This is a genomic window from Enterobacter sp. Ag1 (assembly GCA_000277545.1).
Classification (GTDB): domain Bacteria; phylum Pseudomonadota; class Gammaproteobacteria; order Enterobacterales; family Enterobacteriaceae; genus Cedecea.
The window spans coordinates 1-15,475 of the sequence record AKXM01000045.1 but is presented as its reverse complement, the minus strand read 5'-3'; the positions used below and the strand labels follow the sequence as shown (position 1 = coordinate 15,475).

The 15,475-nt window shown below is 52.8% G+C and carries 13 protein-coding genes; 4 read left to right on the top strand and 9 right to left on the bottom strand.

Translation table 11 applies throughout. The features are described from left to right. The first annotated feature begins 1 nt into the window (after position 1). The 4 genes from thiG (at position 2) to A936_RS17555 (ending at position 2,861) form a co-directional block, all read left to right on the top strand. Entirely contained in the window at positions 2-781 is a 780-nt protein-coding gene (gene thiG / locus A936_RS17570) for a thiazole synthase (protein ID WP_008460156.1), read from the top strand. Next, complete coding sequence (gene thiH, locus A936_RS17565; protein WP_008460155.1) at positions 781-1,914, top strand: 2-iminoacetate synthase ThiH; 1,134 nt, start codon at positions 781-783, stop codon at positions 1,912-1,914. Before thiG ends, thiH begins: the two co-directional genes overlap by 1 nt. 320 nt (positions 1,915-2,234) lie before the next feature. Then, a complete protein-coding gene (locus A936_RS17560; RefSeq protein ID WP_008460154.1) occupies positions 2,235-2,540 on the top strand; it encodes a PTS sugar transporter subunit IIB in 306 nt (101 codons plus the stop codon). Between the two features lie 3 nt (positions 2,541-2,543). Continuing rightward, entirely contained in the window at positions 2,544-2,861 is a 318-nt protein-coding gene (locus A936_RS17555) for a PTS lactose/cellobiose transporter subunit IIA (protein WP_008460153.1), read from the top strand. Positions 2,862-3,010: 149 nt separating this feature from the next. Here the strand turns inward: A936_RS17555 and rpoC are convergent, their stop codons facing one another. From rpoC to A936_RS22970, 9 genes are all read right to left on the bottom strand, one after another. Further along, a complete protein-coding gene (gene rpoC / locus A936_RS17550; protein WP_008460152.1) occupies positions 3,011-7,231 on the bottom strand; it encodes a DNA-directed RNA polymerase subunit beta' in 4,221 nt (1,406 codons plus the stop codon). A gap of 75 nt (positions 7,232-7,306) precedes the next feature. Continuing rightward, positions 7,307-11,335: a DNA-directed RNA polymerase subunit beta gene (gene rpoB, locus A936_RS17545; protein WP_008460151.1), complete on the bottom strand. Its 4,029-nt coding sequence runs from the start codon at positions 11,333-11,335 to the stop codon at positions 7,307-7,309. Between the two features lie 326 nt (positions 11,336-11,661). After that, positions 11,662-12,027 (bottom strand): 50S ribosomal protein L7/L12, encoded by a 366-nt coding sequence (rplL, locus tag A936_RS17540; protein WP_008460150.1) that lies wholly within the window; start codon positions 12,025-12,027, stop codon positions 11,662-11,664. A 66-nt stretch (positions 12,028-12,093) separates the two neighbouring features. Continuing rightward, positions 12,094-12,591 carry a 50S ribosomal protein L10 gene (rplJ, locus tag A936_RS17535; RefSeq protein WP_008460149.1) on the bottom strand — a complete coding sequence of 166 codons (498 nt, stop codon included), beginning with the start codon at positions 12,589-12,591 and terminating at the stop codon, positions 12,094-12,096. 298 nt (positions 12,592-12,889) lie between these two features. Further along, positions 12,890-13,597: a 50S ribosomal protein L1 gene (gene rplA, locus A936_RS17530; RefSeq protein WP_008460148.1), complete on the bottom strand. Its 708-nt coding sequence runs from the start codon at positions 13,595-13,597 to the stop codon at positions 12,890-12,892. Positions 13,598-13,600: 3 nt separating this feature from the next. Beyond that, the gene (rplK, locus tag A936_RS17525) at positions 13,601-14,029 is read right to left on the bottom strand and encodes a 50S ribosomal protein L11 (protein ID WP_008460147.1); all 429 of its coding nucleotides are present in this window, start codon (positions 14,027-14,029) and stop codon (positions 13,601-13,603) included. Between the two features lie 154 nt (positions 14,030-14,183). Next, the gene (gene nusG / locus A936_RS17520) at positions 14,184-14,729 is read right to left on the bottom strand and encodes a transcription termination/antitermination protein NusG (protein ID WP_003862341.1); all 546 of its coding nucleotides are present in this window, start codon (positions 14,727-14,729) and stop codon (positions 14,184-14,186) included. A gap of 1 nt (position 14,730) precedes the next feature. Beyond that, on the bottom strand, positions 14,731-15,114 hold the full coding sequence (gene secE, locus A936_RS17515) for a preprotein translocase subunit SecE (RefSeq protein WP_008460146.1): 384 nt from the start codon (positions 15,112-15,114) through the stop codon (positions 14,731-14,733). 234 nt (positions 15,115-15,348) lie between these two features. Further along, positions 15,349-15,475, bottom strand: a 127-nt coding sequence (locus A936_RS22970; protein WP_008460145.1) for an EF-Tu C-terminal domain-related protein, incomplete at its 5' end; no start/stop codon positions are given.

Here is a 15,475-nt window from a genome sequence, read left to right as displayed (position 1 = left end):
CATGTTACAGATTGCCGATAAAACCTTTTCCTCCCGCCTGTTCACCGGCACCGGAAAATTCTCCTCCAGCCAGATGATGATCGACGCGATTCGCGCTTCTGGCTCACAGCTTGTCACCATGGCGATGAAACGCGTGGATTTACGTGGCCATCGTGATGATATTCTTCAGCCACTGCAGCAGGCGGGCGTGCATTTGCTGCCCAATACTTCCGGGGCGAAAACGGCAGAAGAAGCTATTTTTGCAGCCCAGCTTGCCCGCGAAGCGCTGGGAACGAGCTGGGTTAAGCTGGAAATTCATCCTGATGCCCGCTATTTACTCCCGGACCCGATTGAAACGCTGAAGGCCGCCGACGCTCTGGTCAAACAGGGATTTGTGGTGCTGCCTTACTGCGGCGCCGATCCCGTGCTCTGCAAACGTCTGGAGGAAGCCGGCTGTGCGGCCGTGATGCCGCTCGGCGCGCCCATCGGCTCAAATCAGGGTCTGCAAACCCGCGCGCTGCTGGAAATCATCATTGAGCAATCCCGCGTGCCTGTTGTTGTCGATGCGGGGATCGGTGCACCAAGCCATGCAGCCGAAGCGTTGGAAATGGGGGCTTCTGCCGTGCTGGTCAATACCGCCATAGCGGTCGCCCGTGACCCGGTACAAATGGCGCAGGCGTTTCGCCTGGCCGTGGAAGCCGGAAGCCTTGCGGCACAGGCCGGGTTAGGATCTCGCCACCAGCAGGCTCAGGCCTCCAGCCCGCTGACCAGTTTCCTGCAGTTTAGCGAGGAGAATGCCTGATGGCAGAAACCTTTACCGACCGCTGGCGTCAGCTGGACTGGGACGATATCTCCCTAAAAATTAACGGTAAAACGGCGGCAGATGTCGAACGCGCGATTAACGCCTCCCGCCTGACGCGAGAAGACTTGATGGCTTTGCTCTCCCCTGCCGCCAGCCGTTACCTGGAGCCTCTTGCTCAGCGGGCGCAGCAGCTTACGCGTCAGCGCTTCGGCAACACGGTCAGTTTTTACGTGCCGCTCTATCTCTCTAACCTGTGCGCCAACGACTGTACTTACTGCGGCTTTTCCATGAGCAACAAGCTTAAGCGCAAAACGCTGGATGAAGCGGAGATTGAGCGGGAATGCGCGGCTATCCGTGCCCTGGGGTTCGAACACCTTTTGCTGGTGACCGGCGAGCACCAGACCAAAGTCGGCATGGATTATTTCCGCCAGCATCTGCCGGCTATCTGCAGCCGCTTTAGTTCACTGCACATGGAAGTCCAGCCGCTGGACGAGCATGAGTATGCCGAACTCAAAACCCTCGGGCTTGATGGCGTGATGGTGTACCAGGAAACCTATCACCCGGCGACCTACGCCCAGCACCACCTGAAAGGTAACAAGCAGGATTTCTTCTGGCGGCTGGAAACGCCCGACAGGCTGGGCCGCGCGGGTATCGATAAAATCGGCCTTGGCGCGCTGATTGGGCTGTCGGGCAGCTGGCGCACCGACTGTTTTATGGTGGCTGAACATCTGCTCTGGCTACAGCAGCGCTACTGGCAAAGCCGATATTCTGTCTCCTTCCCGCGCCTGCGCCCGTGCACCGGCGGCGTAGAACCCGCCTCAATCATGACTGAGCAACAGTTGGTGCAGACGATCTGTGCGTTCCGCCTGCTTGCGCCGGACGTGGAATTGTCGCTTTCTACCCGAGAATCACCGTGGTTCCGCGACCACGTGATCCCATTGGCGATTAACAACGTCAGCGCGTTTTCGAAAACACAGCCCGGCGGCTATGCCGATAATCACCCGGAACTTGAGCAGTTTGCCCCACACGATGGCCGAACGCCGCAGGAAGTTGCCGCCGCGCTCCGTCACTCAGGTTTGCAGCCGGTCTGGAAGGACTGGGATCATTTTCTGGGAAGAAACGCGCAATCCTGATGTAACACACGGCAATGGAAAGGATAAGTTTCGGTGTTTGCCGAAAGAACATCGATCGGTCGTTGCCGCTTCTTTGCCGTTCAAATACTGCCGCTCCGGTCAGCGCAGATGACTGACCGGAGCGGCAGCAAACGCTTTCTCATGCCGCTCCGCCTTCACAACTGCCGTCTTGATTCTTCGAGAAAAAGCAAAAATGTAACCGGTTTCAGTTTTCTACGGTTTCTTTTGTGATACCTGACACACAATCGGGTTAAAGCGGTTGTTGCCGCCCCCTCTGCCGGATAAATATCTCTGTATCCTTCGGACATTGAGAGCGAACTATGAAAAATATCGTGTTGTGTTGTGCTGCAGGTATGTCGACCAGCATTCTGGTTCAACGTATGGTTGATGCCGCACAAAAGAAAGGCATCGAGGTCTCAATCAAGGCTGTGCCCGTGGCAGAGTTTAAAGAGAACATCGAACGCGCCGACATCGTTCTGCTTGGTCCGCAGGTGAAATATGAGCAGGCCAAACTTCAGGCCCTTGCCGATCCTCTGGGTAAAAAAGTCGCCGTTATCGACATGATGGATTACGGTTTGATGAAAGGCGACGTGGTGCTTGATAAAGCCCTGAAAATGATGGAGTAAGATGTGGAAGATTTAGAATCAATTATTATGGAACTGCTGGTCAACGCCGGCAGCGCACGTAGCCAGGCCCTGACTGCTCTGCAGCTGGCACGTAAAGGTGACTTTGAGGGTGCCGAGAAGGCAATGGAAGAGTCACACGAATTCGTGAAACACGCCCATAAAATCCAGACCCAGCTGATTGGTCTGGATGAAGGCTCCGGCAAACTGCCGGTAAACCTGATTACCGTTCACTCTCAGGACCACCTGATGAACGCCATGGTCATTCAGGATCTGGCTACCGATATGATTGAGCTTTACCGCCGCCTGCCGCTGGTGAAATAAGCCCTCTTTGCCCGACCCTAAAATGCCCGCATCGCGGGCATTTGTTTTTGTCTATTCCTGGGCACATCGTCAACAACTGAGCATTTAGTCAGTTTCAGGCATAAAAAAACCCGCCGAAGCGGGTTTTTTATTTCAGGCATATCGCACGATTACTCGTCGTTACCGCCCAGGCCTGCGTTCAGCAGTTCTGCCAGGCTGGCAGAAGCATCTTCAGCAGTCACCTGAGGTGCCGCAGGGATTTCACCCGCTGCACGGCGACGCATACGATCCTGGTGGTACGCATAACCGGTACCGGCCGGGATCAGACGACCCACGATGACGTTCTCTTTCAGGCCGCGCAGTTCGTCGCGTTTGCCCGCAACGGCTGCTTCGGTCAGCACTCGAGTGGTCTCCTGGAACGATGCCGCGGAGATGAAGGACTCGGTTGCCAGAGAGGCTTTGGTGATACCCAGCAGATCGCGTGCAAAGGTCACGTTGATCTTGCCGTTCGCATCCAGTTCGCGGTTAGCGATCTTAATGCGGGAGTATTCAGCCTGCTCGCCTTCCAGGAAGTCGGAGCTGCCTGCGTTAACGATGGTGGCTTTACGCAGCATCTGACGAACGATAACTTCGATGTGTTTATCGTTAATCTTAACGCCTTGCAGACGGTAAACGTCCTGTACTTCGTTAGTGATGTAACGAGTTACAGCGTACACGCCACGCAGACGCAGGATGTCGTGCGGAGACTCTGGACCATCGGAAACAACATCACCACGTTCAACACGCTCGCCTTCGAACACGTTAAGCTGACGCCATTTCGGAATCATCTCTTCGTATGGCTCGCTACCGTCTACCGGGGTAATAACCAGACGACGTTTCCCTTTGGTTTCTTTACCGAAGGAAATGATGCCGCTGATTTCAGCCAGGATTGCCGGCTCTTTCGGACGACGGGCTTCGAACAGGTCAGCAACGCGTGGCAGACCACCGGTAATATCCTTGGTACCGCTGGATTCCTGTGGAATACGCGCCAGGGCGTCACCGGAGCTGATCTGAATACCATCTTCCAGCTGAACAATCGCTTTACCCGGCAGGAAGTACTGAGCCGGCATATCGGTGCCAGGGATCAGAACGTCGTTGCCTTTAGCATCAACGATTTTCAGAGCAGGACGCAGATCTTTACCACCCGCAGTACGCTCAGCAGAATCCAGAACGACCAGAGAGGACAGACCGGTAAGCTCATCGGTCTGACGAGTAATGGTCTGGCCGTCGATCATGTCGGTGAAGCGAATGAAACCACTCACTTCCGAGATAACCGGCATGGTGTGTGGATCCCAGTTTGCTACGGTTTCACCGCCGGCAACCTGCTCGCCATCACCTTTCGCCATCACAGCACCGTAAGGCACTTTATAGCTCTCTTTGGTACGACCGAATTCGTCGATCAGTTTCAGCTCGGTGTTACGAGAAGTGATAACCAGTTTACCGCTGGAGTTCACAACCGACTTAGCGTTGCTGAGTTTGATGCTACCTTTGTTCTTAACCTGAATGCTGGATTCAGCAGCAGAACGGGATGCCGCACCACCGATGTGGAACGTACGCATCGTCAGCTGTGTACCAGGTTCACCGATGGACTGTGCCGCGATAACCCCGATAGCTTCACCTTTGTTGATGATGTGACCACGTGCCAGGTCGCGACCGTAGCAGTGAGCACACACGCCAAAGTCAGTTTCGCAACCTACTACGGAACGGACTTTCACGCTGTCAACAGAGTTAGCTTCCAGCAGATCACACCACTGTTCGTGCAGCAGCGTGTTGCGTGGAACCAGAATGTCCGCAGTGCCAGGCTTCAGAATATCTTCAGCAGTCACACGACCCAGTACGCGATCGCGCAGCGGCTCTTTAACGTCGCCACCTTCGATAACTGGCGTCATGGTGATGCCTTCCAGGGTGCCACAGTCGTCTTCAGTAACGACCAGATCCTGGGCAACGTCTACCAGACGACGAGTCAGGTAACCGGAGTTCGCCGTTTTCAGTGCGGTATCCGCCAGACCTTTACGAGCACCGTGAGTGGAGATGAAGTACTGGAGTACGTTCAGACCTTCACGGAAGTTCGCGGTGATTGGCGTTTCGATGATGGAGCCATCTGGCTTAGCCATCAGGCCACGCATACCGGCCAGCTGACGAATCTGTGCTGCAGAACCACGAGCCCCGGAGTCGGCCATCATGTAGATGCTGTTGAAGGAAACCTGCTGCTCTTCGACGCCGTCACGGTTAATCACGGTTTCGGTTTGCAGGTTATCCATCATCGCTTTGGATACACGATCGTTCGCCGCAGCCCAGATATCGATAACTTTGTTATAGCGTTCGCCAGCGGTAACCAGACCGGACTGGAACTGCTCCTGGATCTCAGCAACTTCAGCTTCCGCTTCGCTGATGATCTCGTATTTTTTCTCCGGGATGACCATGTCATCAATACCAACGGATGCACCTGAACGCGCTGCGTAAGCAAAGCCGGTGTACATCGTCTGGTCCGCAAAAATAACGGTCGGTTTCAGGCCCAGAATACGGTAACAGGTGTTCAGCATCTTAGAGATTGCCTTTTTGCCCAGCGCCTGGTTGACGATGGAGAAAGGCAGGCCTTTCGGTACGATCATCCACAGAATGGAACGACCAATGGTCGTATCAATCAGGCTGGTTTTCGCAACGAATGTACCCTGAGCATCTTTTTCGTATTCAGTGATACGCACTTTAACGCGCGCATGCAGAGAGGCCAGGCCAGCGCGATAAATACGCTCAGCTTCTTTAGGGCCAGTCAGCACCATGCCTTCGCCTTTGGCGTTAACACAGTCGCGGGTCATGTAGTACAGACCCAATACAACGTCCTGAGAAGGAACGATGATTGGCTCGCCGTTCGCTGGGGACAGGATGTTGTTGGTAGACATCATCAGCGCACGCGCTTCCAGCTGAGCTTCAAGCGTCAGTGGAACGTGTACTGCCATCTGGTCACCATCGAAGTCGGCGTTATAGGCCGCACAAACCAGCGGGTGCAGCTGGATAGCTTTACCTTCGATCAGAACAGGTTCAAATGCCTGGATACCCAAACGGTGCAGGGTTGGTGCACGGTTCAGCAGTACCGGGTGTTCACGGATAACTTCATCCAGGATATCCCAAACGACAGCTTCTTCACGCTCAACCATTTTCTTAGCAGCTTTGATGGTGGTCGCGAGGCCACGCAGTTCCAGCTTGCCATAGATGAACGGTTTGAACAGCTCCAGTGCCATTTTCTTCGGCAGACCGCACTGATGCAGACGCAGGTATGGACCTACGGTGATTACAGAACGACCGGAGTAGTCAACACGTTTACCCAGCAGGTTCTGACGGAAACGACCCTGCTTACCTTTGATCATGTCGGCCAAAGATTTCAGAGGACGTTTGTTAGAGCCGGTGATGGCACGACCGCGACGGCCGTTATCCAGCAGGGCATCTACCGCTTCCTGCAGCATACGTTTTTCGTTACGTACGATGATGTCAGGAGCCGCCAGATCAAGCAGACGTTTCAGACGGTTGTTACGGTTGATCACGCGACGGTACAGATCGTTCAGATCTGAGGTTGCGAAACGACCACCATCCAGCGGTACCAGCGGACGCAGATCTGGCGGCAGAACCGGCAGAACGGTCAGGATCATCCACTCTGGTTTGTTACCAGACTGAACGAACGCTTCCAGCAGCTTGATACGCTTGGTCAGCTTTTTACGTTTGGTTTCGGAGTTGGTTTCGTTCAGCTCTTCACGCAGAGTTTCACACTCTTGCTCCAGATCCATGCTCTTCAGCAGGGCCTGAATAGCTTCCGCACCCATCTTCGCATCGAATTCGTCACCGAACTCTTCCAGCGCATCCAGATACTGCTCTTCAGTCAGGATCTGACGGCGCTCGAGGTTGGTCATCCCGCCTTCGATAACAACATAAGATTCAAAGTACAGCACGCGCTCGATATCACGCAGCGGCATATCCAGCAGCAGGCCGATACGAGATGGCAGAGACTTCAGGAACCAAATGTGGGCAGTTGGAGAAGCCAGTTCGATGTGGCCCATACGCTCACGACGAACTTTAGTCTGGGTAACTTCTACGCCACACTTCTCACAAATGACACCACGGTGCTTCAGGCGCTTGTACTTACCGCACAGGCACTCGTAGTCTTTCACTGGCCCAAAAATACGGGCGCAGAACAGACCGTCACGCTCTGGTTTGAACGTACGGTAGTTGATGGTTTCCGGCTTTTTAACTTCACCGAAAGACCATGAACGGATCATGTCTGGCGATGCCAGAGCAATTTTGATCGCATCAAACTCTTCGGTTTTAGTTTGCGCTTTCAGAAACTTTAATAAGTCTTTCACGGATTTGCTCCCGTCGGAGTTAGCACTCTGTGATGCCCGGCGTTAGCCGGGCACCCTGGACCTTTTGAGCAACGATTACTCGTCTTCCAGCTCGATGTTGATACCCAGCGAACGGATCTCTTTCAACAGAACGTTGAAGGATTCCGGCATGCCCGGTTCCATCTGATGATTGCCATCCACGATGTTCTTATACATCTTGGTACGGCCGTTCACGTCATCAGACTTAACGGTCAGCATTTCCTGCAGGGTATAGGCAGCGCCATATGCTTCCAGCGCCCACACTTCCATCTCACCGAAGCGCTGACCACCGAACTGAGCCTTACCACCCAGCGGCTGCTGAGTAACCAGGCTGTAAGAACCGGTAGAACGCGCGTGCATCTTGTCATCAACCAGGTGGTTCAGTTTCAGCATGTACATGTAACCTACGGTTACCTGACGCTCAAACTGCTCACCGGTACGGCCGTCGAACAGGGTGATCTGGCCAGAAGATGGCAGACCGCCGAGTTGCAGCAGCTCTTTGATTTCCGACTCTTTTGCACCGTCGAATACCGGAGTAGCAATCGGCATACCTTTTTTCAGGTTTTCAGCCAGGCGCAGAACTTCTTCGTCGGTGAAGGTATTCAGATCAACCTTCTGACGAACGTCTGTACCCAGGTCATACGCTTTCTGGATGAATTCGCGCAGTTTCGCGACTTCCTGCTGCTGTTTCAGCATGGCGTTGATCTTCTCGCCGATGCCTTTCGCCGCCATACCCAAGTGGGTTTCCAGGATCTGACCGATGTTCATACGAGATGGTACGCCCAGCGGGTTCAGTACGATGTCTACCGGCGTGCCGTTTTCATCGTATGGCATATCTTCGATCGGGTTGATCTTGGAGATAACACCTTTGTTCCCGTGACGACCTGCCATCTTGTCACCAGGCTGAATCTGACGTTTAACGGCCAGATACACTTTCACGATTTTCAGCACGCCAGGTGCCAGGTCATCGCCCTGAGTAATTTTGCGGCGCTTAGCTTCGAGTTTCTTCTCAAACTCATGCTTCAGCTCGTCGTACTGCTCTGCCAGCTGCTCCAGCTGGTTTTGCTTCTCTTCGTCGGTCAGGCCCAGTTCCAGCCAGCGGTCACGTGGCAGTTTGTCGAGCTTGTCAGCTTCAACACCACCGGAAACCAGCACGGCATAGATACGGCTGAACAGACCCGCTTCGAGGATCTGCAGTTCTTCAGACAGGTCTTTCTTAGCCTGCTTCAGCTGCATCTCTTCGATTTCCAGCGCACGTTTGTCTTTTTCCACGCCATCGCGGGTGAAGACCTGAACGTCGATAACAGTACCGGAAACGCCGTTTGGTACGCGCAGGGAAGAGTCTTTAACGTCAGACGCTTTCTCACCGAAGATTGCGCGCAGCAGTTTCTCTTCTGGCGTCAGCTGGGTTTCACCTTTCGGCGTTACCTTACCAACCAGAATATCACCGCCGGTCACTTCAGCACCGATGTATACGATACCGGATTCATCCAGTTTGGAGAGCGCAGCTTCACCCACGTTAGGGATGTCAGCAGTGATCTCTTCTGGCCCCAGTTTGGTGTCGCGAGACACACAAGCCAGTTCCTGAATGTGGATGGTGGTGAAACGGTCTTCCTGAACAACACGCTCGGATACGAGGATGGAGTCTTCGAAGTTGTAACCGTTCCAGGGCATGAACGCTACGCGCATGTTCTGGCCAAGCGCCAGTTCACCGAGGTCGGTAGACGGACCGTCTGCCAGCACGTCGCCACGTTCGATCGGCTCACCCAGGGACACGCAAGGCATCTGGTTGATGCAGGTGTTCTGGTTAGAACGGGTGTACTTGGTCAGGTTGTAGATGTCGATACCCGCTTCGCCCGGGTACATCTCGTCTTCGTTAACTTTGATAACGATACGGGATGCATCAACGTACTGAACGGTACCGCCACGTTTAGCTACGGCAGTAACACCGGAGTCAACGGCTACAGCACGTTCCATACCGGTGCCAACCAGCGGCTTATCAGCACGCAGAGTTGGAACCGCCTGACGTTGCATGTTCGCACCCATCAAAGCACGGTTGGCGTCATCGTGTTCCAGGAACGGGATCAGGGACGCACCGACGGAAACCACCTGCTGGGTGGAAACGTCCATGTAGTCAACCTGGTCGTTGCTGAACAAGCTGGATTCGCCTTTGCTACGGCAGGTAACGAGGTCGTCTACGAAACGGCCTTCTTCGTTCAGGTTGGTGTTCGCCTGAGCGATAACGTAGTTACCTTCTTCGATAGCAGACAGGTAATGAATTTCGTCGGTCACAACGCCGTCAACCACGCGACGATACGGAGTCTCAAGGAAGCCATATTCGTTAGTCTGTGCGTACACGGACAGGGAGTTGATCAGACCGATGTTTGGACCTTCAGGGGTCTCGATTGGACACACACGACCGTAGTGGGTTGGGTGTACGTCACGTACTTCGAAGCCCGCGCGCTCACGGGTCAGACCGCCTGGGCCCAACGCGGAGATACGACGTTTGTGCGTAATCTCGGACAGCGGGTTGTTCTGGTCCATGAACTGAGACAGCTGGCTGGAACCGAAGAACTCTTTCACTGCCGCAGAGATTGGCTTGGCGTTGATCATATCCTGAGGCATCAGGGTATCCAGATCGCCCAGAGACAGACGCTCTTTCACCGCACGCTCAACACGTACCAGGCCAACGCGGAATTGGTTTTCCGCCATTTCGCCTACGGAACGGATACGACGGTTGCCGAGGTGGTCGATATCATCCACTTCGCCCTGGCCGTTACGAATACCGATCAGCTTGCGCATAACTTCGATGATGTCATCTTTGCTCAGGATACCGGAGCCTTCGATTTCATCACGCAGCAGAGAACGGTTGAACTTCATACGACCTACCGCGGACAGGTCATAGCGGTCTTCAGAGAAGAACAGGTTCTCGAACAGGCTTTCAGCTGCTTCACGCGTTGGTGGCTCACCAGGACGCATCATACGGTAGATTTCAACCAGCGCGCTCAGGCGGTCATTGGTTGGATCGACACGTACGGTCTCGGAGATATAGGCACCATGGTCAAGATCGTTGGTGAACAGCGTTTCAATACGCTTGTGGCCTGACTGGCTCAGTTTGGCCAGCAGATCCAAAGACAGTTCCATGTTCGCCGGGCAAATCAGCTCGCCGGTAGAAGCATCAACATAGTCTTTAGCCGCAACTTTACCGGCGATGTACTCAACAGGAACTTCGATATGTTTGATATCGTCTTTTTCCAGTTGGCGAATGTGGCGCGCGGTAATGCGGCGGCCTTTTTCAACGTACACTTTGCCGTCAGCTTCGATGTCGAAGGATGCGGTTTCGCCACGCAGGCGCTCCGGTACCAGCTCCATCTGCAGCTTGTTGTCACGGATTTCGAAATTAACTTTCTCAAAGAACAGGTCAAGGATCTGCTCAGTGGTGTAGTTCAGTGCGCGCAGGATGATGGTCGCAGGCAGTTTGCGGCGACGGTCAATACGCACGAACAGGTTATCTTTCGGGTCGAATTCGAAGTCCAGCCAGGAACCACGGTAAGGGATGATACGTGCGTTATACAGCACCTTCCCTGAAGAGTGGGTCTTACCTTTGTCACTGTCGAAGAACACACCCGGGCTACGGTGAAGCTGAGAAACGATAACGCGCTCAGTACCGTTGATAACGAAAGTCCCGTTGTCGGTCATGAGCGGAATCTCGCCCATGTACACTTCTTGTTCTTTGATGTCTTTAACGGTGCCTTCCGGCGCTTCGCGCTCGTAGATCACCAGACGCAGTTTCACACGTAGCGGAGCAGAATACGTCACGCCACGGATTTGACATTCTTTAACGTCAAATACAGGTTCGCCCAGGCGATAGCTCACATACTGCAGCTCGGAGTTGCCGCTGTAGCTTGCGATCGGGAATACGGAGCGGAAAGCAGCTTCCAGGCCGTACTGTCCTTCGGGATCTTGCTCGATAAACTTCTGGAACGAGTCAAGCTGGATAGAAAGGAGATAAGGAATGTCCAGTACTTGTGGACGCTTTCCAAAATCCTTACGAATACGTTTTTTCTCGGTATAGGAGTAAACCATTAGGGTTCCTCAGCTCGCTGACAAGTCGACCCATCTGCCCGTCGAAAGGGGCAGTTTATGCAACACTATTTTGTGGACCGGAAAGTGGAACACTCCCCGCAATACCTGTTTCTATCACTCTTAAACCATTTCATTGCGCTTTACCCCGGAACTCCCGGCGTAGAAAGTCGCAGTATATTAAGGCGTCGATAGAGACATGCATTGAATGGAAACCAGCAGACAAACAGTGTGAAACACCACTGGTACCCTACAGCGCAAAAAGGCTGGTGACTAAAAAGTCACCAGCCATCAGCCTAATAACTTAGGCTGCAACCGGAAAGGTTGGCTTATTTAACTTCAACTTCAGCGCCAGCTTCTTCCAGAGATTTTTTCAGAGCTTCTGCGTCGTCTTTGCTGATGCCTTCTTTCAGAACGGCATTCGGGGTTTCTGCCAGGTCTTTAGCTTCTTTCAGACCCAGGCCAGTTGCGCCACGAACTGCTTTGATTACGGCAACTTTGTTAGCGCCAGCAGATTTCAGAATAACGTCGAACTCAGTTTTTTCTTCAGCAGCTTCAGCTGGGCCAGCAGCAACAGCTACAGCAGCAGCAGCAGAAACACCGAATTTTTCTTCCATTGCAGAGATCAGTTCTACAACGTCCATTACGGACATAGCGGATACTGCTTCAATGATTTGATCTTTAGTGATAGACATTTAAATTGTTCCTGAATATCAGAATAAGTTTATACGTAAGCGAATACTTGATAAAGAAAACGGCGATTAAGCAGCTTCTTTCGCATCGCGTACAGCAGCCAGAGTACGAACCAGTTTGCCAGCCGAAGCTTCTTTCATGGTTGCCATCAGGCGTGCAATTGCTTCTTCGTAGGTCGGCAGAGTTGCCAGGCGGTCGATTTGGGACGCCGGGATCAGCTCACCTTCAAAGGCAGCGGCTTTGACCTCAAATTTTGCATTCGCTTTAGCGAACTCTTTGAACAGACGAGCAGCAGCGCCCGGGTGTTCCATAGAATATGCAATCAGGGTCGGACCAACGAACGCGTCTTTCAGGCACTCAAACTGAGTACCCTCAACAACACGGCGCAGCAGGGTGTTGCGAACAACACGCATGTAAACGCCGGCTTCGCGACCTGCTTTACGCAGTTCGGTCATTTTGTCTACAGTAACGCCACGGGAATCCGCAACAACCATAGACAGCGCGCCTTTGGCTACTTCGCTGACTTCAGCAACAATCGCTTGTTTGTCTTGAAGATTTAAAGCCATTAGCTTTTGCTCCTGGGTTTTAGCCGGGACAGAAGTCCCGAAACTCACTTCGCGCTTAACCACAATGGAAAAACGCGTCTACATACGGTGAGCAGAAACAAGCTAAAGACTATCTAAAAATATTCTTCAGGTTCTGTCACCGTCTACGCAGGGAATTAAGTTTCTTGCGAAACACCTGCGGTCTTGGACGGAGGCCTGGATAAGGCCAGGCTCCAACCGAAAATTCTTTGTGTCCTGCATTAACAGAACAACGGGCGTAAGATATTAGACTAATCTTTCGCCCGCGTAAAGGCGATTATTAGTTCGCCACAGCCGCGGTCAGACCGGACTGATCAACGGCAACACCAGCACCCATGGTGGTGGAGATGCTAACTTTCTTGATGTACACGCCTTTTGCCTGAGATGGTTTTGCTTTTTTCAGCGCAACCAGCAGAGATTCCAGGTTTTCTTTCAGTTTGTCAGCGTCAAAGTCCACTTTACCGATGGTGGTGTGGATGATGCCGTTTTTGTCGTTACGGTAACGAACCTGACCTGCTTTAGCATTTTTAACTGCTTCAGCAACGTTAGGAGTTACGGTACCAACTTTCGGGTTTGGCATCAGGCCGCGTGGACCCAGAACCTGACCCAGCTGGCCAACAACGCGCATTGCATCTGGAGATGCGATAACAACGTCGAAGTTCATTTCGCCTTTCTTGATCTGGTCAGCCAGATCTTCCATACCTACCAGCTCTGCGCCAGCAGCTTTAGCTGCTTCAGCGTTAGGGCCCTGAGCAAATACGGCTACGCGAACGGAACGGCCAGTACCGTGTGGCAGTACAGTTGCACCACGAACGTTCTGGTCAGATTTACGAGCATCGATGCCCAGGTTAACAGCAACGTCAACGCTTTCAACGAACTTAGCGGTAGCCAGTTCTTTCAGCAGAGCGATAGCTTCGTTGATGTCGTACTGTTTGGTAGCATCAACTTTGTCACGGATCACGGACATGCGCTTGGTCAGTTTAGCCATTTCTTAGTCCTCCACTACCAGGCCCATGGAACGTGCAGTACCTTCAATGGAGCGAGTCATCGCTTCAATGTCGGAACCAGTCATGTCGGCAGCTTTGGTCTGCGCGATTTCCTGCAGCTGAGCGCGGGAAACTTTACCCACTTTGTCTTTGTTCGGCTTACCGGAACCAGACTTGATACCAGCCGCTTTCTTCAGCAGAACTGCTGCTGGAGGGGTTTTGGTAACGAAAGTGAAAGAACGGTCAGCGTAAACGGTAATAACAACCGGAATTGGCAGACCTTTTTCCAGGGATTCAGTTTTTGCGTTGAACGCTTTACAGAATTCCATGATGTTCACACCCTGCTGACCCAGAGCTGGACCAACTGGCGGACTTGGGTTCGCCATACCAGCTGCAACCTGCAGCTTGACGTAGGCTTGTACTTTCTTAGCCATTCTAAAATCCTCTGATTGGGTAATAGCGCCTCAAGAAGGCTCCCCGTGAATAAACGTCTTACGTGTACTGGACACATAAAAACAAAAGGCGCGAAATTGTATGCCAATTTCGCGCCCTGTGCAATGAATAATCGCTGCTTAAACGATCAAATTATCAGGCTTTTTCCACCTGAGCAAAATCCAGCTCAACCGGCGTCGCACGACCAAAGATGGAAACGGAAACCTTCAGGCGGCTCTTCTCGTAATCCACTTCTTCCACAACACCGTTGAAGTCCGCAAACGGACCGTCATTAACACGAACCATTTCACCTGGTTCAAACAGCGTTTTCGGACGCGGCTTGTCACCCACCTGCTGCAGGCGGTTCATGATCGCATCAACTTCTTTATCGCTGATTGGGGCTGGACGATCGGAAGTCCCGCCGATGAAACCCATCACGCGCGGAACGCTACGCACCAGGTGCCAGCTCGCGTCGTTCATCACCATCTGGACCAGAACGTAACCTGGGAAGAATTTACGTTCGCTCTTACGGCGTTGGCCACCGCGGATTTCAACAACCTCTTCGGTTGGAACCATCACTTCGCCAAACAGCTCTTCCATATTATGGAGTTTGATATGTTCGCGCAGCGACGTGGCTACACGACCTTCAAAACCGGAAAACGCCTGAACGACGTACCAACGCTTTTTAGGGGCTTCAGACATCTCAGAACCTCAGGCCAGTAATAAAAGATACCAGGCGGACCAGAATACCATCCAGCCCCCACAGAATCAGTGACATCACAGCGGTAACCGCTGCCACGATTAAAGTGGTGTGCAGAGTTTCCTGGCGAGTAGGCCAAATAACCTTACGTACTTCCGTTCTTGCTTCACGAGCAAACGCTACGGTTGCTTTGCCTTTTACCGTCAGCAGCGCAACACCACCTGCGGCTGCAATCAGAATGACCACAGCCAGTGCACGAAGCGGCAGAGTGATATCACGATAAATGTAGTTGCCCACGATTGCCACGAGCAGCAAAACGACTACTGCCAGCCACTTCATCGCTTCGAGGCCACGCCCGCTCCCTTGAGCTTCGGTATTCGCACTCATAAACCAACCTGTCACAATAAATCAGACAAACACTTTTGCCCCGCCACTGCGAGGCAAACCAAACCGAATGGCTCTTTTCAGACACTACCCGGCATAAACGCCATCTTCAGAGCCTGTCTCAGCAATGATTATCGGTAAAAAATCACTGATGAGCCAGGTTCTGGTTCGAAAGCGTACAAAAAGGGCATCAAATGATGCCCTCTTCTTGTGCATTGCGTCAAATGTTATCAGCGATTAAGCGATAACTTTAGCAACAACGCCTGCACCAACGGTACGACCACCTTCACGGATTGCGAAACGCAGACCGTCGTCCATCGCGATTGGGTGGATCAGGGTAACAACCATTTTGATGTTGTCGCCT